The 20525-nt window shown below is 69.3% G+C and carries 21 protein-coding genes and 1 pseudogene; 11 read left to right on the top strand and 11 right to left on the bottom strand.

The genetic code is table 11. The features are described from left to right. Positions 1-60 precede the first annotated feature (60 nt). From ACFPOE_RS05610 to ACFPOE_RS05595, 4 genes and pseudogenes are all read right to left on the bottom strand, one after another. Positions 61-249 (bottom strand): annotated as a pseudogene (locus tag ACFPOE_RS05610) (mandelate racemase); the annotation flags it as partial. Between the two features lie 65 nt (positions 250-314). Then, complete coding sequence (locus ACFPOE_RS05605; RefSeq protein WP_376849035.1) at positions 315-719, bottom strand: c-type cytochrome; 405 nt, start codon at positions 717-719, stop codon at positions 315-317. Next, positions 716-1306, bottom strand: a complete 591-nt coding sequence (locus ACFPOE_RS05600) for a ferritin-like domain-containing protein (protein WP_376849034.1) — start codon at positions 1304-1306, stop codon at positions 716-718. The genes ACFPOE_RS05605 and ACFPOE_RS05600 overlap by 4 nt, the downstream gene beginning before the upstream one ends. A gap of 31 nt (positions 1307-1337) precedes the next feature. Next, complete coding sequence (locus tag ACFPOE_RS05595) at positions 1338-2039, bottom strand: RNA polymerase sigma factor (protein ID WP_376849033.1); 702 nt, start codon at positions 2037-2039, stop codon at positions 1338-1340. Positions 2040-2141: 102 nt separating this feature from the next. Between ACFPOE_RS05595 and ACFPOE_RS05590 the strand changes: the two genes are divergently transcribed. The 4 genes from ACFPOE_RS05590 (at position 2142) to ACFPOE_RS05575 (ending at position 4868) form a co-directional block, all read left to right on the top strand. Then, on the top strand, positions 2142-2687 hold the full coding sequence (locus ACFPOE_RS05590; RefSeq protein ID WP_376849032.1) for a hemerythrin domain-containing protein: 546 nt from the start codon (positions 2142-2144) through the stop codon (positions 2685-2687). Positions 2688-2724: 37 nt separating this feature from the next. After that, on the top strand, positions 2725-3078 hold the full coding sequence (locus ACFPOE_RS05585) for a YciI family protein (protein ID WP_376849031.1): 354 nt from the start codon (positions 2725-2727) through the stop codon (positions 3076-3078). A 74-nt stretch (positions 3079-3152) separates the two neighbouring features. Continuing rightward, the gene (locus ACFPOE_RS05580) at positions 3153-3572 is read left to right on the top strand and encodes a YciI family protein (RefSeq protein ID WP_376849030.1); all 420 of its coding nucleotides are present in this window, start codon (positions 3153-3155) and stop codon (positions 3570-3572) included. Between the two features lie 21 nt (positions 3573-3593). Beyond that, a complete protein-coding gene (locus tag ACFPOE_RS05575) occupies positions 3594-4868 on the top strand; it encodes an RNA polymerase sigma factor (protein WP_376849029.1) in 1275 nt (424 codons plus the stop codon). Here ACFPOE_RS05575 and ACFPOE_RS05570 read toward each other — a convergent pair. From ACFPOE_RS05570 to ACFPOE_RS05545, 6 genes are all read right to left on the bottom strand, one after another. Beyond that, positions 4855-5994, bottom strand: coding sequence for an alpha/beta hydrolase (locus tag ACFPOE_RS05570; RefSeq protein ID WP_376849028.1), 1140 nt, complete (start codon positions 5992-5994; stop codon positions 4855-4857). The genes ACFPOE_RS05575 and ACFPOE_RS05570 overlap by 14 nt on opposite strands. A 9-nt stretch (positions 5995-6003) precedes the next feature. Then, a complete protein-coding gene (locus tag ACFPOE_RS05565) occupies positions 6004-7377 on the bottom strand; it encodes an MmgE/PrpD family protein (RefSeq protein WP_376849027.1) in 1374 nt (457 codons plus the stop codon). A 51-nt stretch (positions 7378-7428) separates the two neighbouring features. Then, entirely contained in the window at positions 7429-8397 is a 969-nt protein-coding gene (locus tag ACFPOE_RS05560; protein ID WP_376849026.1) for a Bug family tripartite tricarboxylate transporter substrate binding protein, read from the bottom strand. A gap of 64 nt (positions 8398-8461) precedes the next feature. Continuing rightward, positions 8462-9361, bottom strand: coding sequence for a LysR family transcriptional regulator (locus ACFPOE_RS05555; RefSeq protein WP_376849025.1), 900 nt, complete (start codon positions 9359-9361; stop codon positions 8462-8464). A 4-nt stretch (positions 9362-9365) separates the two neighbouring features. After that, positions 9366-9965, bottom strand: a complete 600-nt coding sequence (locus ACFPOE_RS05550) for a c-type cytochrome (RefSeq protein ID WP_376849024.1) — start codon at positions 9963-9965, stop codon at positions 9366-9368. 44 nt (positions 9966-10009) lie between these two features. Next, entirely contained in the window at positions 10010-11251 is a 1242-nt protein-coding gene (locus ACFPOE_RS05545; RefSeq protein WP_376849023.1) for a PQQ-dependent sugar dehydrogenase, read from the bottom strand. Between the two features lie 207 nt (positions 11252-11458). On the opposite strand from ACFPOE_RS05545, the gene ACFPOE_RS05540 reads away from it, so the two are divergent. From ACFPOE_RS05540 to ACFPOE_RS05515, 6 genes are all read left to right on the top strand, one after another. Further along, on the top strand, positions 11459-13612 hold the full coding sequence (locus ACFPOE_RS05540) for a thiamine pyrophosphate-dependent enzyme (protein ID WP_376849022.1): 2154 nt from the start codon (positions 11459-11461) through the stop codon (positions 13610-13612). A gap of 477 nt (positions 13613-14089) precedes the next feature. Then, positions 14090-15712, top strand: coding sequence for an indolepyruvate oxidoreductase subunit beta family protein (locus tag ACFPOE_RS05535; RefSeq protein ID WP_376849021.1), 1623 nt, complete (start codon positions 14090-14092; stop codon positions 15710-15712). A 98-nt stretch (positions 15713-15810) separates the two neighbouring features. After that, a complete protein-coding gene (locus ACFPOE_RS05530) occupies positions 15811-16842 on the top strand; it encodes a TRAP transporter substrate-binding protein (protein WP_376849020.1) in 1032 nt (343 codons plus the stop codon). A 222-nt stretch (positions 16843-17064) separates the two neighbouring features. Further along, positions 17065-17580 (top strand): TRAP transporter small permease, encoded by a 516-nt coding sequence (locus ACFPOE_RS05525; protein WP_376849019.1) that lies wholly within the window; start codon positions 17065-17067, stop codon positions 17578-17580. Between the two features lie 22 nt (positions 17581-17602). After that, on the top strand, positions 17603-18904 hold the full coding sequence (locus tag ACFPOE_RS05520; RefSeq protein ID WP_376849018.1) for a TRAP transporter large permease: 1302 nt from the start codon (positions 17603-17605) through the stop codon (positions 18902-18904). 4 nt (positions 18905-18908) lie between these two features. Beyond that, entirely contained in the window at positions 18909-19340 is a 432-nt protein-coding gene (locus ACFPOE_RS05515; RefSeq protein ID WP_376849017.1) for an acyl-CoA thioesterase, read from the top strand. 9 nt (positions 19341-19349) lie between these two features. On the opposite strand, the gene ACFPOE_RS05510 is transcribed toward ACFPOE_RS05515, so the two are convergent. After that, positions 19350-19751, bottom strand: coding sequence for a hypothetical protein (locus tag ACFPOE_RS05510; RefSeq protein ID WP_376849016.1), 402 nt, complete (start codon positions 19749-19751; stop codon positions 19350-19352). Between the two features lie 227 nt (positions 19752-19978). Between ACFPOE_RS05510 and ACFPOE_RS05505 the strand changes: the two genes are divergently transcribed. Further along, positions 19979-20476 (top strand): DUF3016 domain-containing protein, encoded by a 498-nt coding sequence (locus ACFPOE_RS05505; protein WP_376849015.1) that lies wholly within the window; start codon positions 19979-19981, stop codon positions 20474-20476. The last annotated feature ends 49 nt before the right edge of the window (positions 20477-20525 follow it).

The raw sequence follows: 20525 nt of genomic DNA, 5'->3' as shown, positions 1-20525 counted from the left end.
CGCAGTTTATCGGCACAGGACGACGCCTGCTTCGCCGTGCCGCAAGCGCGCGGCTGAGGCTCAGGCCGCCAGCGCCTTCATCTGCGCGTACAGGTCGGACTTGCCCTCGAAGCCGATGCCGGGCAACTCGGGCACTACATGGCTGTCGACGACCTTGACGCCGTCCGGAAAACCGCCATCGGGCTGGAACAGGTCGGGATAGGACTCGTTGCCGCCCAGCCCCAGGCCGGCGGCGATGGCCAGCGACATCGATGATCTTCATCCGGCCACTCAACGCGCAGTCCGTCCCGGCGTGGCGCCGGGACGGCGCGACCTCACTGCGACAGCTTGCAGTTGGTGCCGGGCCGGCTCGCTTCGTGCAGCCAGGCGATCAGGTCGCCGCGCTCCTTCGGGTCCTTGACGCCGGCATAGCCCATCGCGGTGCCCGGCACGGCCTTCATAGGGTCCTGCAGGAAGCGGTCGAGGGTACGAGCGTCCCAGACGATGTTGCTGGCGCGCATCGCCTTCGAATACATCTGGAAGCCGGGCGCGGTCCCGGCGCGGCGCCCGAACAGCCCGCAGTGCTGCGGGCCGGTGCGGTTGCCCTCGATCGAGTGGCAGGCGGCGCAGCGGGCATACACCTGCTCGCCGCGCTGCAGGGCGGCCGCATCCGGGGCCGCCGCGGCGGCCGATGCGATCCATCCCAGCGCGAGTGCGGCCGCGGCGCGGCGCGCGCTCACGACATGAACGCCGACGGCACGGCCGGCGACTCGCCCAGCACCTGGCGCAGCACGGCCCAGTGCATCGCTTCGTCGCCCAGGATGCTGGCCGCGACCTGCGACAGGGCCTTGTCGCTGAACAGCGGCACGGCGCCGAGATAGGCCGAGATCGCGCCCTTCTCCAAGCCGGCGGCGAAGCGCAGCACGTCGTTCTGGTTCTTCAGCTTCTCGACCGGGAAGTTGTACTTGGCCTTGGCCGCGACCGGCGTGCCACCGAGCTTCTTCACCGTCGCTGCCAGCGCATCGGCGTGCTCCTTGTGGTGGCCCTGGAACTGCACGGCCACCGGCAGCACCCCGGCCGACAGCAGGCCGCTGTCGGCGCCGACCTGGTAGGCGGCGATGGCTTCGAGCTCGGCGCCGAGCGCGCTGTTGAGGATGCGCACATCGCCTTCGAGCTGGGCCGGCGTGGCCTTGTTGCCGGCGGCCATCGCGTCGCGGCCCCCGAGCAGGGCAACGGCACCGGCCGACAACACGGCGCCGGTGACGGAAAGGGCGCGGCGCCGCGCGATGAGAAGTTGCGACGGTGCGATGACGAGCCTGGTGTTCATGGATGTCTCTTTCGGGGTTGAAGGGGGAAATTCAGGGGCGGCGCAGCAGGCCCTGCCGCTGCAGCTCGCCCATCACGTGGGCCAGCACCGCGTCGCAGCGGGCGCCGGCGAAGGCAAAGGTGTCGTGGGCACCGGTCTCGATGCGGGTCGCCAGCTCCTCGCGCAGCAGCGCGCGGGCCCGCAGGAAGCGCGTCTTGACCACGTCCTGGCTCACGCCCAGGCAGAACGCCGCTTCCTCCACGCTCATGTCCTCGACCGCGCGCAGCATGAAGACGCTGCGGTAGATCGCCGGCAGGCCTTCGATGGAGGCCTGCAGCAGCGCCCGCATCTCGCCGCGCTCGGCGCTGGCGTCGGGACTTTCGTTGGCGGGCATGTTGGGCAGTTCCATGGCTTGGTCCGGGGTGGCGTCGTCGTCGAGCTGGACCAGCCGGCCCTTGCGGCGCTGCGAGCTGATCGCGAGGTTGATGGCCATCCGGGCCAGCCAGGTGCCCAGCGCCGCTTCGCCGCGGAAGCTGCCCAGCCTGGCGAAGGCGCGCAGCCAGGTCTCCTGCACCACGTCCTGCGCCTCGGCGTCGTCGGGCACCACGCCGCGCGCGGTGCGAAACAGCAGCCGGTTGTGGCGCCGCACGATCAGCTCGAAGGCCAGCGCGTCGCCGTTGGCGGCGCTCGTCGCCAACGCCAGGTCGCTGGCGGCCGGTGCGGCGGAAATTCCATTGGATGGCAGCTCGTTCATTGCTTTGGTTCCAGGTTCTGTCGGTTAGACGCAAGTGGACGGCAAAAGGTGACAACGTGCGGCCGGCCCATGGATTGCCCCCGCGGTGCTAGATTGGCAGCCATGCCACAGGCCTTTCCCGAGATCCACGAGCCGCCGCCCGGCACCGAGCCGCCGCTCGATGCGATGGCCGCCTGCAACCGGCGCCTGCTGCACCATTGCGCGGCCCTGCGCCGGCTGGCGCTGTACGTGGGCGAATGCGGCTTCGACGCCGAGGCGGGCGCCGCCACCGCGCGGCTGCTGCACTTCTTCGACGCGGTGGTGCCGGCCCAGCAGGCGGCCCAGGAGCAGGTGCTGTTCCCGGCGCTGATCGAGTCGATGGCCGGCTCCGACGCGGTCTGCCTGCACGAGATCACCGACGGCCTGGCCCTGCAGCACCGCGAGCTGCGGCGGCTGTGGCTGGGCCTGCGGCCCGCGGTGGTGGACCTGGCCGCGGGCCGGGCCGCGGCGCTGCCGGTGCACGCGATCGAGGCCTTCATCGACCATTGCAAGGCCGGCGTGGCGACCGAGGACGGCGAACTGCTGCCGATGGCGGCGCGGCTGCTGTCCGACGCCGACCTGGAGCGGCTGGCGGCCGCGATGGGCGCCAGCGGCCGGCGCCCGACATAATCGCCCTTTCCCCGCCCGTAGCGGGGATGGAGCTGCCATGAGCTACATGTTGTTGATCGTCGAGGATCCGGCGCAGCGCGGCACTCGCACCAAGGCGCAGGGGGAGGCGGTGTACCAGCGGATGGTCGACTTCAGCCGGGAGCTCGAGTCCGAGGGCGTGCTGCTGGGCGTCGAGTCGCTGACCTCGCAGCGCGACGCCGCCCGCGTCAAGGTGCGCGGCGGCAAGGCCCAGGTGCTGGACGGGCCGTTCGCCGAAGCCAAGGAGATGATCGGCGGCTTCTACCTGCTCAATTGCGACAGCCGCGAGCAGGCGGTCGCGATCGCCGGCCGCTGCCCGGCCAGCGAATGGGCGACGGTGGAGGTGCGGGCCGTGGGCCCCTGCTTCATGTAAAGAATCCTGGCCGCCCTGTCGATTCCGCCGGCCCCGCTTCGTCGTAGGGATGAAGCCATCCCAGGAGCAGCGACATGCGATTCATGATCTTCGTCAAGGCGACGCCGCAGACCGAGGCCGAGGGACCCGGCGCGATGCCGGACCAGCAGCTGATGGCCGACATGGCCGGCTACCACGAGGCGCTGGCCAAGGCCGGCGTGCTGCTCGATGGCGCCGGCCTGCGGCCCAGCCGCTTGGGCTGGCGGATCCACTACGGGGCCGGCGACCGCCGCACCGTCACCGACGGGCCATTCGCCGAGAGCAAGGAAGTGGTGGCCGGCTACACGCTGATCCAGGTGCGCTCGCGCGAGGAGGCGCTGGAATGGGCGCGCCGCTTTCCCAATCCGATGGGCCGCGGGCAGGAAGCGGACATCGAGGTGCGCCAGCTGTACGAGCTGGAAGACTTCGGCGACACCGAGCAGACCCGGCGCCTTCGCAAGCTCGGCATGGGCTGACGCCAGCTTCCCCTGCGCGCGATGCACCCCCCCACCCACGCTGCGATCGACGCCGTCTGGCGGATCGAGTCGGCCAAGATCGTCGCCGGCGTCGCCCGCATGGTGCGCGACATCGGCGTGGCCGAGGAACTGGCGCAGGACGCGCTGGTCTCCGCGCTGGAACACTGGCCGGCCCAGGGCGTGCCGGACAAGCCGGGCGCCTGGCTGATGGCTACCGCCAAGAACAAGGCGCTGGACCGGCTGCGGCGCGACAAGTCGCTGGCCGCCAAGCTGGAACAGATCGGCCAGGACCTGGAAGCGCAGCAGGCGCTGGTGGTGCCGGACTTCGTCGACGGCCTGGACGCGGCGCGCGAGGGCGACATCGGCGACGACCTGCTGCGGCTGATCTTCACCGCCTGCCACCCGGTGCTGTCCAAGGATGCGCGGGTGGCGCTGACGCTCAAGCTGCTGGGCGGCCTGAGCACCCAGGAGATCGCGCGCGCCTTCCTCGTGCCGGAACCGACCATCGCCCAGCGCATCGTGCGCGCCAAGCGCACCCTGGGCGAGGCCCGCATCCCGTTCGAGGTGCCGCGCGCCGACGCGCTGCAGGAGCGGCTGGCGTCGGTGCTGGAGGTCGTGTACCTGGTGTTCAACGAGGGTTACACCGCCACCGCCGGCCAGGACTGGATGCGCCCGGAGCTGAGCAACGAGGCGATCCGGCTGGGACGCATGCTGGCGGAGCTGGCGCCGCAGCAGGCCGAGGTCCACGCCCTGGTGGCGCTGATGGAACTGCAGGCATCGCGCGCGGCGGCCCGCATCGATGGCGACGGCAAGCCGGTACTGCTGCTGGAGCAGGACCGCGGCCGCTGGGACCGGCTGCTGATCCGCCGCGGGCTGGCGGCGCTGGAGCGCGCCGGCGCGCTGGGCGGCGCGTTCGGGCCCTACGCGCTGCAGGCCGCGATCGCCGCCTGCCATGCCCGCGCTCCGGCGGCGCAGGAGACCGACTGGCAGCGCATCGCCGCGCTCTACGACGCGCTGGCGCAGGTGGCGCCGTCGCCGGTGGTGGAACTCAATCGCGCGGTCGCGGTCGGCATGGCCTTCGGGCCGGAGCACGGGCTGGCCATCGTCGATGCCCTGGTCGACGAACCCTCGCTGCGGGGCTACCAGTGGCTGCCCAGCGTGCGCGCCGACCTGCTGGCCAAGATGGGGCGGCACCGGGAGGCGCGCGCCGAATTCGAGAAGGCCGCCGCGCTGGCGGGCAATGCGCGCGAGCGCGAGCTGCTGCTGCGCAAGGCGGGCGAATCTAGATCGCCCTGATCCAGCCGGCCATCGCGTCGGCCACCTGCGCCACCAGCGCCGGCTGTCCCGCGAGGTAGTGGTTGCCGCCGGCGATGTCCACGTTGCGCAGCCGCGGCCCCGCCGCATCCATCCAGGCCTGCCTGGTGCTCGGAAAGGTGGACTGGTCCGCGGTGTAGGTGCACAGCAGCACCGGCACGCTGGTCCTAGCCAGGTTGGACGGGCCGTCGGCACGGCTGCGCGAGGACCACTGCGACAGGAAGCCGGTGAGCGAGGCGATGCGCCCCATCTGGCTGGCCGCGTAATTCACCGCCCGGGCGCCGGCCGCACCGTTGCCCCAGACGCTGCCCTGTTGCCGGTCGTTGGCGTCGAGCGACAGGTCCAGGCAGCGCGGATCGGCGTGGGTGCGGTAGATCAGGAAGGCCTCGTCGCGCGCACTGCCCGGCGCGGCCTGGCTGCGCAACAGGCGCAGCCGCTCGTCCACCCAGCGCTCGATCCGCGCCAGCCGCGCGTGCTGGCCGGCCTGGAAGCGCGCCAGGAACTGCGGCGCATACGGCGGGCCGTTGGCCGGGTCGTACATGTCGAGCGCGGGATCGGCGGCCAGCGCATCGTGCTCGTCGATCACCGAGGGGTCGATCCAGTTGCGCATCAGCGTCGAGCGGCCTTCGTGCGCGGCGCACAGCGCCAGCCCCTGCACCGGTGGCAGGTCGGCCGGCGACAGCCGGGCCGGGTCGCCGTCCACCATGGTCTCGATCGTGAGCTGCTCGGCCTGCGCCTGGTAGAACGCCGACAGCGAGGCGCCGCCGGAGTTGCCCACCAGCACCACCTTGTCGTAGCCCTGCGCCCGCAGGAACTGCACGCCGGCGCCCAGGTCCTGGATCACCCGCTCCATCAGCAGCAGCGTGTCGCTGCCGGCGTAGCGCGAGTTCAGCCCCATGCAGGCCACGCCGCGCTCGGCCAGCGGCTCGATCAGGTAATGGCCCATGAAGTTGCTGGCCGGATGCATGACGATCGCCGCCACCTTCGGCGGACCGGCAGGCCGGGCCCAGGCGCCGTAGATCCGCGGCCGCAGCAGCTGCAGGCCGGACTGGCTTTCCAGCGCCGCGCCGGGCTTGACGTCGATGACGGCGAGTTCAAGCCCGGCCACGGCCGGCTCTCAGCGCGGGACGGCCAGCGCCACCAGCGCCTGCACGTCCTTCGCTTCACCCAGGTCCCAGCAGGCTTCGATCAGCTTGCCGGTGGCGTCGGCGCCCAGCACCGCATCGGACAGGCCGTGGAACTTGCCTTCCAGCAGCGCGTCGGTCATCGGGTTCTCGATCGAGCCGATGGCGTTCTTGACGAACACGTGGACGCGCCGGCCGTCGGTGAGCACGGCCGTGACGTCCACGCTGGCTTCGTCGATCGCATCGTCCACCGTCGCCACCACCTTGCGGCGCAGCGCCACCATGTCGGAGCGGGTCACCACCGCGTCGGAGAATTCGTCCTCGGCGGCGCGGCCGAACATCAGGCCGGCGGCGCAGCCGTGGTAGACGCTGAACTTGGCCTGCAGGCCGTCGGCCGGTTCCTTCTTGCCGGTGAGTTCCAGCACCAGCGAATGCACCTTGAGCTCGATCCGCTCCACCTGCTCCGGCCGCACGCCCTGCTCGCGCAGCTGCACGCAGGCGTCGATGCTCGGATGGATCACGATGCCGCAGGCGAACGGCTTGTAGCTGTTGAACGAGATCTCGAAGCGCTGCCCCAGCTCGCCGGTGACCTGGCTCCAGTCGTTCTTGGTGGAGACCGTCTGCGCGTAGCCGCGCGGCGCCTCCAGTGCCTTCGGGCTGGCGGTGAAGCCCTGGCTGGCCAGCAGCGCCGACATCAGGCCGGCGCGCGCCGCGCCGCCCGGGTGGAAGGGCTTGGTCATGGTGCCGAACTGCTCGCGCATGCCCACCGGCTGCGAGGCCGCGATGCCCAGGGCCATCTGGGTCTGGCGGGCGTCGAGCCGCAGCAGGCGCGCGCAGGCGGCGGCCGCGCCGAGCATGCCGGTGGACCCGGTGATGTGCCAGCCGCGGTCGTAGTGCTCCGGGTACATCATGTTGCCGACGCGGCACGACACGTCGATGCCCAGCACCAGCGCGTCGAGCAGCTCGCGGCCCGACGAGCGCTGGCGCTCGGCCAGTGCCAGCGCCGCCGACGCCACCGGCCCGGCCGGGTGGATGATGGTCTTGAGGTGGGTGTCGTCGAAGTCGAAGGTGTGCGAGGTGATGCCGTTGACCAGCGCCGCGCTCGCCATGTCGACCCGGTCCTTGCGCCCGAGCACCGTCGCCTGCGGCGACGGCTCCAGCATGCGCACCGCCGCCAGCGCGGCGTCGGCTGCTTCGTGCCTGGCCGCGCCGACCGCGCAGCCCAGCCAGTTCAGGAAGGTGCGGTGCGCCTCGTGGTCCACCGCGTCGCTCCAGCCGCGCGAGGGATGGGTGGCGACGAATTCGGCCAGGATCTGGGTGATGGGCGGGGCGTTGTGGTCGGCTGCGACCTGGGTATTGCGGGCCATGGATGTGTGAACTCGAAGGGAAGAAAAACGCAAGGAAAGCCGCGCTGCGGCTCAGGAATCCAGGTGGATGTTGCGGGCCTTGGCCAGCGCGGTCCAGCGGGCGATGTCGCGTTTGATGAATTCGCCGAACTGCTCGGGCGTCATCACGATCGGCTCGATCGCCTCGACCGCCAGCTTCTCGCTCAGGTCCGGCGCCCGCAGCACGGCGGCCAGCGTGTCATTGAGCTGGTGCACGATCGGCGCCGGGATGCCGGCCGGGCCGACCACGCCGTACCACTGCTGGGCGTCGAAGCCCTTGAAGCCGGACTCGTCCAGCGTCGGCAGGTCCTTGAACTGCGGGTGGCGCTTCAGGCCGGTGACGGCCAGCGGCCGCACCCGGCCGGAGCGGATGTGCGGCACCGCCGCCGCCAGCCCTGGGAACATCGCCTGGGTCTGGCCGCCGATCAAGTCGGTGAAGGCCGGCGAGATGCCGCGGTACGGGATGTGGACCATGTACGAGTTGATCTGCTGCTTGAACAGCTCCATGGTCAGGTGGGTCAGCGAGCCCTGGCCGGCCGAGCCGTAGCTGATGCGGCCGGGGTTCTTCTTCACGTATGCGACGAACTCGGCGACCGTGGTCACCGGCAGCGAGGTGTTGACCACCAGCACGTTGGGCGTGGCGCCGATCATGCCGATCGGCGTGAAGTCGCGCACCGCGTCGTAGGGGAGCTTGCGCGTGGCGGGGCTGGTGCCATGGGTGGCGACGTAACCCTGCATCAGCGTGTAGCCGTCGGGCGCCGAACGCGCGGTGTTCTGGCTGGCGATGACGCCGCCGCCGCCGCCCTGGTTGTCGACCACGAAGGTCTGGCCCAGCAGCTTGCCCCAGCGCTCGGTGACGGTGCGGCCCACCATGTCGCTGCCGCCGCCGGCGGCGACCGGCACGATGTAGCGGACCGGCTTGTTGGGATAGGCAGCCTGGGCCCACAGGGGGTGGCTGGCCGCCAGGGCGGAAGCGGCCAGCAGCATGTCGCGGCGTTTCATACGGAAGTCTCCTGGGTGTTTGCAGCGATTGTCGCCGCCTTCTGCAGGCCGCCGGGCAACGGCCTCAGCCGCGGTACAGCGCCACGATCGCCTGGCGCAGCCAGCGGTTGCCCGGATCCGATTCGAAGCGCTTGCTCCAGTGCAGCGCCACGGCAAAATCGCGCAGCGGCAGCGCCGGCTCGACGATCGCATAGCCGCCGCCCTCGGCGAAGCCGCGGGCGATGTTGCGCGGCATCACCACCGCCAGGTCGGTCGCCTTGACGATCGACGGCAGCACCATGAAGTGCTCGGTGGTCAGGCGCAGCCGGTCCTCCAGGTTCAGCAGGTGCAGGATGCGCAGCGTGTCGGCGTGGGTGCGCACGGCCACGAATTCCAGCTGCTTGAGGTCCTCCAGCAGCGCCTTGCCGCTGCGCTTGCGCCGGGTGAAGGGATGGCCCTTGCGCAGCATCACGATGTAGCGGTCCCTGAGCAGCTGCGTCCGCTGCGTTTCCTTCACGCTCGGCAGGAAGCCGAAGGCGAAGTCGATCCGGCCGCTGTCCAGCGCGTCGGTGATCTCGTCGCGCGGCATCGGCATCGTCTCCACCCGCACCCCGGGCGCCTGCTCGCGCAGCAGCACCATCAGGTCGGGCAGGAAGCGGCCCTCGCCGATGTCGCTCATGTGGATGCGGAACGACTTGCGCGAGCGCTGCGGGTCGAACTCCGCCGAATCGCTGAGCGCCTCCTCCAGCGTGCCGAGCGCGCTGCGCACCGCCTGCGCCAGCCGGTCCGCCTTGGGCGTGGGCTGCACGCCGCCGGGCGCGCGCACGAACAGCGGGTCCTTGATCAGCAGCCGCAGCCGCGTCAGGCCGTGGCTGGCGGCCGGCTGGGTCAGCTCCAGCGATTCGGCGGCGCGGCTGACGCTGCGCTGGCGGTAGACCGCATCGAACAGGCGCAGCAGGTTGAGGTCGATGTCCTTGAGCTGCATCAGCTCAGGATGGAACGTGCGCCAGGAAATGCGCCAGCGCGCGCAGGTCGTCGTCCTTGAGCGGGTACACCACGTCGGCCATCGCCGCCATGGCGCCGCCGCTGCGCTGGCCGCCCTTGAATTCGCGCAGCGCCTTGACCAGGTAGTCCTCGCGCTGGCCCGCCAGCCGCGGCGTCGCCTGGGCCGGGATGCCGGAAAAGTCGTCGCGGTGGCAGTTGGCGCAGCGGTTGGCCTGCGCCAGCTTGCGGCCGGCGGCCAGCAGCGCCTCCTCGCCCTTGGCCGCGGGATCGGCCTTGGCCGGCGCCTGGGCCGCGAAGAAGGCGGCCAGGTTGCGGATCTCGTCGTCCTTGAGCGTTGCGGCCAGCGGCTGCATCACCGGGCTCTTGCGCACGCCGCTGCGAAAGAACACCAGTTGCCACTGGATGAAGCCGTCGGGCTGGCCGGCCAGCGACGGCGTCTCCGCCATCTGGGAGATGCCGGCCGGCCCGTGGCAGGCAAAGCAGACCTGGGCCTTGGCCGCGCCGGCCGCGAGGTCGGCGGCCATCGGGCCGGTGGCGGCGCCGGCCAGCAGCGCCGCCACGCAGAACATTTGAGCGAATTTCATCCGCCCATTATTTGTCATCCCGGCCTCCCGCCGGGAAGACATCGTCATTTTCCGTAGCTGATGCGGTAGATCGCGCCGGCCCAGTCGTCCGCGATCAGCAGCGAGCCGTCGGCGGCAACCACCACGTCGGCCGGGCGGCCGGTGTAGCTCTGGTCGCCGCTGATCCAGCCGCTGGCGAACACCTCCTGCTTGATGCTCTTGCCCTGCGGGTCGGTGATGACGCGCATGATCCGGCCGCCCTGGTACTTGTGGCGGTTCCAGGAGCCGTGCTCCGCGATGAAGATGTTGTTGCGGTATTGCGCCGGGAACTGGCTGCCGGTGTAGAACTTCATGCCCAGCGGCGCCACGTGCGCGCCGAGCTTGAGCGCCGGGGGCGTGAACTCGGAGCACTTGTGGCCCATCGCGTACTTCGGGTCCGGCAGGTCGCCCTGGTGGCAATACGGATAGCCGTAATGCGAGCCGATCCGGTCGATGCGGTTGAGCTTGTCGCTGGGCAGCTCGTCGCTGATCCAGTCGCGGGCGTTCTCGGTGAACCAGTACTTGCCGCTGCGCGGATCGACGTCGCCGCCGACGCTGTTGCGCACGCCGATCGCCACGATCTCCGCCTCGCCGGTCTTGGGGTTGACCCGGCGCACCTGCGACAGGCTGGTGGGCGGCAGGCACTCGTTGCACGGCGGGCCGAACGGCACATAGAGCCAGCCGTCCTTGTCGAAGGTCAGGTACTTCCAGCCGTGCGCGACGTAGGGGGGCATGTCGTCGTACACCACCTTGCCCGCACCCAGGTTGTCCAGGCTGGCCTCGGCGTTGTCGTAACGCATGATCTTGTTGATGTCGGCGACGTACAGCGCGCCGTCCCGGAAGGCGATCCCGGTGGGCATCTGCAGGCCCTTGAGGACGGTCTTGACCTCCTTCTTGCCGCCGCTGTCGGTGACGGCGTAGACCGAGCCGGCGCTGAACGAGCCGACGAACAGCGTGCCCTTGTCGCCCCAGGCCATCTGCCGTGCGCTGTTGACGCCCTGCGCGTACACGCTGATGCTGAAGCCCGCCGGCAGCTTGATCGCCTTCAGGTTCTTCTGCAGTTCCTCCATCGAGGCCGGCAGCGCCGGGCCGGCCGGCGGCGCCAGGCCCTTCTGCGCTTCGGTCTCGTCGCCCAGGAACCAGTCCGGCGGCGGCTTCTCCCAGAACTCCTTCTTGGTCGAGTCGTAGCTCTTGACCTGCGCCTGGACTGCGCTCGCGGCCAGCAGGACCGCGCAGCCGATCACCAGCGATATTCTTTTCAACGTCATAGCCTCTCCTTTGCGGCGAACAGTCGCCGCCGCAAAGTAGATCAGCCGGCCGGCGGCCGCAACATAGCGCATACCCTATTGGCAGCCGGCGCCGGCTTTCGACATGAATGCCGTTCATGTCGCTTAGTGGCTCCATCGTATTGATTGATACGGCCGCTGGCGCCAGACTTGCGGGTTGCCGGCGCGCGGCACAACCGGAGACAGGCGTTGGAAGTTTCATTCAGCCAGGAAATCAAGTCGCTGCGCCTGGGCGCGGGCGACACCTTCCACGGCGAGGGCATCCTCGCCATCACCAAGGCGCTGCTGCAGTCGGGCGTGGCCTATGTCGGCGGCTACCAGGGGGCGCCGGTGTCCCACCTGCTGGACGTGATGGTGCAGGCCAAGCCCTACATGGACGAGCTGGGCGTGCACGTGGAGGCGTGCGCCAACGAGGCCTCGGCCGCGGCGATGCTGGGCGCGTCGATCAACTACCCGCTGCGCGGCGCCGTCACCTGGAAGTCGATCGTCGGCACCAACGTGGCCTCCGATGCGCTGTCCAACCTGTCGTCGCCCGGCGTCAAGGGCGGCGCGCTGATCGTGGTGGGCGAGGATTACGGCGAGGGCGCCTCGGTGATCCAGGAGCGCACCCAGGCCTACGCGCTCAAGTCCAGCATGTGCCTGCTGGACCCGCGGCCAGACCTGGGCGTGATGGTGCGGATGGTGGAAGAAGGCTTTCGCCTGTCCGAGACCTCGAACATGCCCTGTATCCTGGAGCTGCGCATCCGCGCCTGCCACGTGCGCGGCAGCTTCGAGGCCAAGGACAACCAGCCGCCCGCCATCTCCACCCGCGCGCTGATGGAAAACCCCGCCGGCTTCGACTACATGAAGCTGGCGCATCCGCCGGTGACCTTCCGCCATGAGAAATTGAAGGGCGAGGAGCGCATCCCGGCGGCACGCAAGTACATCCTGGAGAACAAGCTCAACGAGCTGCTGCCCGGCAAGCATTCCGACCTGGGCATCGTGGTGCAGGGCGGGCTGTACAACTCGCTGATCCGCAGCCTGCAGCAGCTGGGCCTGGCCGACGCCTTCGGCGAGAGCGACATCCCGCTGCTGGTGCTGAACGTCACCTATCCGCTGGTGCCGGAGCAGGTGGCGGACTTCGCGGTCGGCAAGCGCGCCCTGCTGGTGGTGGAAGAAGGCCAGCCCGAATACATCGAGCAGGACATCGCCACGCTGCTGCGCCGGCGCGACATCCAGACCCCGCTGCACGGCAAGGACCTGCTGCCCGCCGCCGGCGAGTACAGCGTGGAGGTGCTGTCGCAGGGCCTGTCGCTGTTCGCCTCCAGCTACCTGCCGGGCCCGGCCACCGAATCGGCCAAGCAGTGGCTGGCCGGCAACCGCGAGCGCCGCACCGCCGTCGCCGCGGCGCTGGAGCAGCCGCTGCCGATCCGCCCGCCCACCTTCTGCATCGGCTGCCCGGAGCGGCCGGTGTTCTCCGCGCTCAAGCTGGCGCAGCAGGAGCTGGGGCCGATGCACGTGGCGGCCGACATCGGCTGCCATGCCTTCGGCACCTTCGAACCGTTCTCGATGGGCAACTCGATCCTGGGCTACGGCATGAGCCTGGCCAGCCGGGCCGGCGTCTCGCCGATGATGCAGCAGCGCACGCTGTCGATCATGGGCGACGGCGGGTTCTGGCACAACGGGCTGCTGACCGGCGTGCAGAGCGCGCTGTTCAACAAGGACGACGCCGTGCTGCTGATCTTCAAGAACGGCTACTCGTCGGCCACCGGCACCCAGGAGCTGATCTCCACGCCGGGCGCCGCCGCCAAGGAGATGGCGGCGGAGCGGATGCAGAGCCTGACGCACACCAACACCACCATCGAATCGACGCTGCAGGGGCTGGGCGTGCAATGGCTGCGCACCGTGCACACCTACAAGGTGGAGCAGATGCGCAAGACGCTGAAGGAGGCCTTCACCAGCGACTTCAACGGCCTGAAGGTGATCGTGGCCGAGGGCGAATGCCAGCTGGAGCGGCAGCGCCGGGTCAAGCCCTGGATCGCCAACCTGCTCAAGACGGGCAAGCGCGTGGTGCGGGTGAAATACGGTGTCGACGAGGACGTGTGCAACGGCGACCACGCCTGCATCCGCCTGTCCGGCTGCCCGACGCTGACGATCAAGGACAACCCGGACCCGCTGAAGGTGGACCCGGTCGCGGTGGTGATCGACGGCTGCGTGGGCTGCGGCCTGTGCGGCGAGAACGCGCACGCGGCCACGCTGTGCCCGTCGTTCTACCGCGCGGAGGTGATCCAGAACCCGCGCTGGCACGAGCGGCTGCTGGCTTCGATGCGCGGGGCTGTTGTCAGAGCGCTGCAGCCGGCTTGATGGATGTGCTCGTGAATTTCCTCGTTCCCCCCCCTATCCCCCCCCGCCCCCTTCCCACCCCCGCCGGGGCGGGAAGGGGGAGCCGACATTCGGCTTCTGGTCGCCGACTGATCGATCAAGCGTGCCAGGTCGCGATGCCGACCAGGACGCGACGGCCAACAAGTGACGGTTGTGGTCTTCGAGTGGCGGCGGTGCCCGGCACCGCGAGCCGGCGCGCAAGCGCGACTGGCTCGTCCTGGCACGCGCTAGCGGCCAGCGGGTCCGACAGATCGGTCAGCGCCGCAGGCCGCGCAACTGCAGGCGCACGCCTCTCCGTTCTGTTGCGGACCGCAGCCTGGCACGCTTTGCCGCTCGGTCGGAGACCGGAAGCGAAATGTCTGGCTCCCCTCTTCTCGGCGGGGGGCGAAGAGGGGCGGGGGGAGAAGGGGGGGACACGAGGGTCCTCTCAAGCCAACCCCGCCACGAAGAAGCAGCCCAATGAATGACATCAGACCAATCTCCCTGTTGATCTGCGCCCTCGGCGGCGAAGGCGGCGGCGTCCTGACCGAATGGCTGATCGACATCGCCCGCCACGCCGGCTACGCCGCGCAGAGCACCTCGATTCCCGGCGTCGCGCAACGCACCGGCGCCACCACCTACTACGTGGAAGTGTTCCCGATCCCGGTGTCGCAACTGGGCGGCCGGCGGCCGGTGTTCAGCCTGAACCCGGTGCCCGGCGCGCTGGACGCGATGGTGTCGTCGGAACTGCTGGAGACGGCGCGGCAGATCGGCAACGGCATGAGCACGCCGCAGCGCACGCTGGTGATCAGCTCCTCCGGCCGCACGCTGACCACGCAGGAGCGCATGCAGCTGGCCGACGGCCGCGCCGACAGCGCCGACCTGGTCAAGATCGTCCAGGGCTTCAGCCGCGAGCACCACGTGTTCGACATGGGCAGCATCGCGCGCGAGTCCGGCACGGTGGTGAGCGCCGTGATGCTCGGCGCCATCGCCGGCAGCGGCCTGTTCCCGTTCCGGCGCGAGGATTACGAAACCGTGGTCCGCGGCGGCGACACCACCGCGCCGGAGAAGGTCAGCAAGATGGCGGCCGCCAGCCTGCGCGGCTTCGCGCGCGCCTACGAGACGGTCAGCCAGCCGCGCACCCAGGCGACCATGATCAAGGCGATGCTGGCCAGCGACGACGAGGACGTCCGCGCCCCGGCGGTGCTGCCGCCCGAAGTGGCCGCGCGGTTCCCGCCACAGGTCCAGGAGATGCTCACGCTCGGCTACGCCCGCATGCTGGACTACCAGGACGCCGGCTACGCGTGGCTCTACCTGGAGCGTCTCCGCCGGGTGCTGGCGGCCGAACGCGAGATCGATCCCTCCGGCGCCAACGACTTCGCCACCACCCGCGAGATGGCGCGCTGGCTGGCGCTGTGGATGGCCTTCGACGACATCGTGCGGGTGGCGGACCTCAAGAGCCGGGCCTCCCGCTGGAGCCGGGTCCAGGGCGAGGTGAAAGCCGGCGACGACGACCTGCTGCAGGTGTATGACCACTTCAAGCCGGGCGCGCCGGAGTTCGCCGCGCTGCTGCCGCCGGCGCTGTCCGCGACGCTGCTGCGCTGGGACCGCAAGCGGGTCCTGAAGGGCAAGGCGCCCTGGGCGCTGCCGCTGAAGATCGGCAGCCACTCGGTGCTGGGCATGCTGTCGCTGCGGACGCTGGCCAGCCTCAAGTGGCTGCGCGTGCGCGGCGCCCGCTACGCCGGCGAGCAGGCCATGATCGAGAAGTGGCTGGGCGGCGTGCTGGCCGGCAGCCGCCGGCACTGGCGGCTGGGCCACGAGATCGCCCTGTGCGGCCGCCTGATCAAGGGCTACGGCGCCACCAACGAGCGCGGCAAGGACAACCTGCTGCACGTGCTGGACCACCTGGCGCCGGCGGCGCGGTCCCCGGAGGAGAATGCCGCATCCATCGCAGCCGCGCGCACGGCGGCGCTGGCCGACGATGCCGGCATCGCGCTGGACGCGACGCTGGTGCGGCACGGTGCGCCGGCCCGGCCGGTCAAGGAGCAGCCGCTGCGCTTCATCCGCAAGATTCCGGCGCTGCAGCCGGCCAAGGAAAGCTGATCCCGCGCGAGGGCCGGGTCATCGTGGAAACCACTATGGCGACGGCTCTGATTTCGTTATACAAAGTAACTTTCTCGAACCACCAAGAGGAGACACCCATGCCGATCTCAAGAACCGTCCTGCGCCTGTCCGCCGTCGCCGTCGCCGCGCTGGCATTCGCCGGCGCGCTGCAGGCCCAGGACAAGCCGGTGCAGCTCAAGCTCTCCAGCTGGGTGCCGGCCCAGCATCCGCTGAACCCGGCGCTGCAGGCCTGGGCCGAAGACATCAAGAAGGCCTCCAACGGCAGCATCACCGCCGTGCTGTTCCCCTCGGAGCAGCTGGGCAAGGCGTTCGACCACTACGACATGGCGCGCGACGGCATCGCCGATTTCTCCTACGTCAACCCGGGCTACCAGCCGGGCCGCTTCCCGGTCATGGCCGGCGCCTCGCTGCCCTTCCTGTTCGCCAACGGCAAGGGCGGCACCGCCGCCATCGACGCCTGGTACCGCAGCTATGCGGCCCGCGAGATGAAGGACGTGAAGTTCTGCTTCGCCTTCGTGCACGACCCGGGAACCTTCCACGCCCGCAAGAAGATCACGCTGCCGACCGACATCAAGGGCATGAAGATCCGCCCGGCCACCAGCACCATCGGCCAGATGGTCACCTCGCTGGGCGGCACCAACGTGCAGTCGTCGGCGCCCGAGGCACGCGACATGCTCGAGCGCGGCGTGGCCGACGCCATCACCTTCCCGTGGGGCTCGATCAGCCTGTTCGGCATCGACAAGGTGGTGAGCTACCACATGGACGTGCCGCTGTACGTGACGCCCTTCGTCTGGGTGATGAACCAGGACAAGTACAACGCCATGTCGGCCGCGCAGAAGAAGGTGATCGACGACCACTGCACCACCGAGTGGGCCGAGAAGGTGGCGACGCCCTGGGCGGACTTCGAGTACGCCGGCCGCGCCAAGCTGGCCAGCCTGCCCGGCCACGAAAGCTACAAGCTGACGCCGGACCAGCTCCACGCCTGGCGCACCGCGGTCGCGCCCGGCGAGGCCCAGTGGGCCGAGGGCGTGAAGAAGGTCGGCGTCGATCCCAAGCAGGCGATGGACGCGCTCAAGGCCAGCCTGGTGAAGTACAAGTCCGGGCTGTAAGAAACATCCGTCGCACAAGCCCGCTCGCACAAACCCGTTCGGACAAACCCGTTCGCACAAACCCGTCCGCACAAACCCGCTCGCACAAACCCGTTCGGGCTGAGCCTGTCGAAGCCCTTCGACAAGCTCAGGGCGAACGGCGGAGTGAGCGGCGAACGGCGCAGTGAGCGGCGAACGGCGCAGTGAGCGGCGAACGGAGATGGTCTCGGAGAGAACAAGAACATGAAGCGCAACGTGATGGACCGGATGATCAACTCGATCGAGTGGCTCGCCGCCATCTTCGTCGGGATCGTCGCGCTCAACATCTTCATCGCCGTGGTGCTGCGCAAGTTCCTCAGCACCTCGATCCCGGACGCCTACGACTTCGGCCGCATGCTGCTGGGCATCCTGATCTTCTGGGGCATCGCCGCCACCAGCTACCGCGGCGGCCACATCACCGTGGACCTGGTCTGGACCTGGGCCAACCCGCGCCTGAAGCGGATCATCGACGTGTTCGCCACCTCGGTGCTGTTCTTCGTGGTGGCGGTGCAGACCGCCATGCTGTTCGACAAGGTGCACGGCACCTACGTGGACCACGTGCAGACCTACGACATGAACATCCCGGTCTGGCCCTTCTACGCCGTGGCCTGGGTCGGCGACGTCAGCGCCGTGGTGCTGATCGCCATCCGCACCTTCCGCCTGATCTTCCACCCCGACTGGCTGGAGGAAGAACACCTGCCCCAGCACCGGGTCGAATGACAACAACAATAAAGCAGAAGCAATGAGTACCGATGCCGTCGCCATCCTGGGCTTTGTCGTCCTGTTCGCCCTGATGCTGCTGCGGGTGCCGGTGGGCATGGCGATGGGCCTGGTCGGCGTCACCGGCTACGGCTACATCAGCGGCATGGGGCCGGCGCTCAAGCTGGTGGGCCAGACCTCGATGCGCACGGTGACCGACTACACCTTCGGCGTGATCCCGATGTTCATGCTGATGGGGGCGCTGGTGTCGGTGTCCGGCGTGAGCCGGGAACTGTTCAAGGCCGCCAACTCACTGATCGGCCACCTGCGCGGCGGGCTGGGTGTCGCGACGGTGCTGGCGTGCGGCGGCTTCGCCGCCATCTGCGGCTCCTCGGTCGCCACCGCCGCCACCTTCTCCAGCGTGGCCTATCCGGAGATGCGGCGCTTCGGCTATCCGCAGTCGTTTTCCACCGGCGTGATCGCCGCCGGCGGAACGCTGGGCGCGATGCTGCCGCCGTCCACCGTGCTGGCGGTGTACGCCATCCTGACGCAGCAGGACATCGGCAAGCTGTTCATGGCGGGCATCATCCCGGGCCTGCTGGCGATGCTGATGTACGTCATCACCATCATGATCATCGTCAAGGTCCGGCCCGACTGGCTGCCCGGCGCCGACAAGAAGCCCTGGGCCGAGCGCGTCGCCGACCTGAAGAACGTCTGGGCGCCGATCGTGCTGTTCATCTTCGTGATCGGCGGCCTTTACGGCGGCTTCTTCACGCCGACCGAAGCCGGCGGCGTCGGCGCCAGCGGCGCCTTCATCCTGGGCCTGCTGCGCGGCAAGCTCAATCGCGGCAACATCCGCGAGGCGCTGCTGTCGGCCACGCGGACGGCGGCGGCCGTGTTCACGGTGCTGATCGGCGCGCTGCTGTTCGGCTACTTCCTCACCATCACCCAGAGCCCGCAGAAGCTCACGGCCTTCCTCACCGGCCTGGGCGTGGGCAAGTACGGCGTGCTGGCGCTGATCATGGTGATGTACCTGGTGCTGGGCTGCCTGATGGACGCCATGGCGATGATCATCCTGACCGTGCCCATCATCTTCCCGGTGATCCAGCAGCTGGGGTTCGACCCGATCTGGTTCGGCATCATCATCGTGATGACGGTGGAACTGGGGCTGATCCATCCACCGGTGGGAATGAACGTCTTCGTCATCAAGAGCGTGGTGAAAGACGTCAGCTTCACCACCATCTTCAAGGGCGTGCTGCCCTTCGTCGCCACCGACATCCTGCGGCTGGTCATCCTGATCGCCTTCCCGGTGATCGCGCTGTGGCTGCCGTCGCGAATGGGATAAGGCAATGGGCAAGGAAATCGTCTACACCCAGCAGGTCGAGTTCGGCGACTGCGACCCGGCGCGCATCGTCTGGTTCCCCAACTTCTTCCGCTGGATCGACGCCGCCTCGCGCCACTTCTTCATCGAATGCGGCGTGCCGCCGTGGCACGTGACGGAGCAGACCATGGGCATCATCGGGACGCCCCTGGTGGATACGCATGCGAAATTCACGAAGACCGCCAGCTACGGCGACGTGCTGCAGATCCACACCTCGATCGCGCAGTGGCGCGGCAAGAGCTTCGTGCAGCGCCACCGGATCACGCGCGACGCCGGCCAGGCCGGCGCCGCGGACGCGATCATGGAATGCGACGAAGTGCGGATCTTCGCCGGCCGTCGCGACGACGGCGGCATCCGCGCGCTGGCGATCCCGGACGGGATCCGCCAGCTGTGCGAATAGGAAAGCCGATCAGCTCGGGTTGACCACGATCGTGCGGCGGGTCACGGTGGTGACGTGCGTGCGGCGATGATGGCGCGGACGCATGTCGTCGCCGGTCGACACGGTGCGCGTCACGCTGCCGTCGGCGCCACGCACCACCTGCCGGCGCACGACGCTGCCGTCGGCGCCGCGCACCACCTGCCGGCGCACCACGGTGCCGTCGGCGTTGTGGCGAACGGCGCGGCGCACGGTGGTGCCGTCCGGCAATGCCTTCTCCACCCGGCGGCTCACGCTGCCGTCGTCGTTTTCCTTGATCGTGCGGCTGGTGACGGTGCCGTCGCTGGAGGAGTCGACCGTGGTCGTGGAAGTGGCAGCAAAGGCCGAGCCGGTGGCGGCCAGGGCGATGGTGAGGGCGGCGATGCGCAGGTTCATTTGGAAGCTCCCGAAGGTTGACAAGGTTGATCCGCACGGTGGCGGGTTGTGGTCATCCTGCAAGGGTTGCGGGGCGCGGCTTGCGGGAGGGCAGCGGGACTAACCGTCGGCCCAGTCCCACGGAAGCTCTGCGGTATTGCCCCTGATCGCAGAGATGCGAATCGGGCGGCATTGTCAGCATTGCTGCCGCGGTCCAGAATCGATTCATCCTTCCCGGGAGGTCAACCATGCTGCAACGCAACCGCATCATGTCCGCCTTGTTCCTCGCAGCGATCGCCGGCGGCGCATCGGCTGGGACGGTCGACGTGTCATTCGTCAACGCCGGCAACTACTGGGATTCCGGGACCAGCGTCTGGGACCAGGCCGACAACCTCAAGATGCTGGCCACCCACCTGCAGAAGCTTGGCCAGCACTGGCTGCCGCCGGACCAGGTGCTGAAGGTGGAGGTGCTGCAGGTCGACCTGGCCGGCACCGTGCGTCCGTTGCACGGCCGCAATGCGGTCCGCGTGATCACCGGCAACGCCGATTCGCCCAAGATGCAGGTGCGCTATGTGCTGCAGGCTGGCGGCACCACGCTGGCCAGTGGCGAAGAATGGGTGACGGATCTGGACTACACCCACGGCATGGTGAACCCGTACCACAGCGAATCGCTCTACTACGAGAAGCGCATGCTGGACAACTGGTTCAAGAAGCGCTTCGTGGACAGCCAGGCAGCGCCGGGCTGATCGACTCCGCAATAAATTTTGGTCAGCGAAGGGCACGGACGAAAGATCT

Source organism: Caenimonas terrae (genome assembly GCF_042655405.1).
GTDB classification, from domain to species: domain Bacteria; phylum Pseudomonadota; class Gammaproteobacteria; order Burkholderiales; family Burkholderiaceae_C; genus Ramlibacter; species Ramlibacter terrae_A.
Note: the sequence above shows the minus strand (reverse complement) of the source record. Positions and strands in the feature narration are given on the sequence as shown.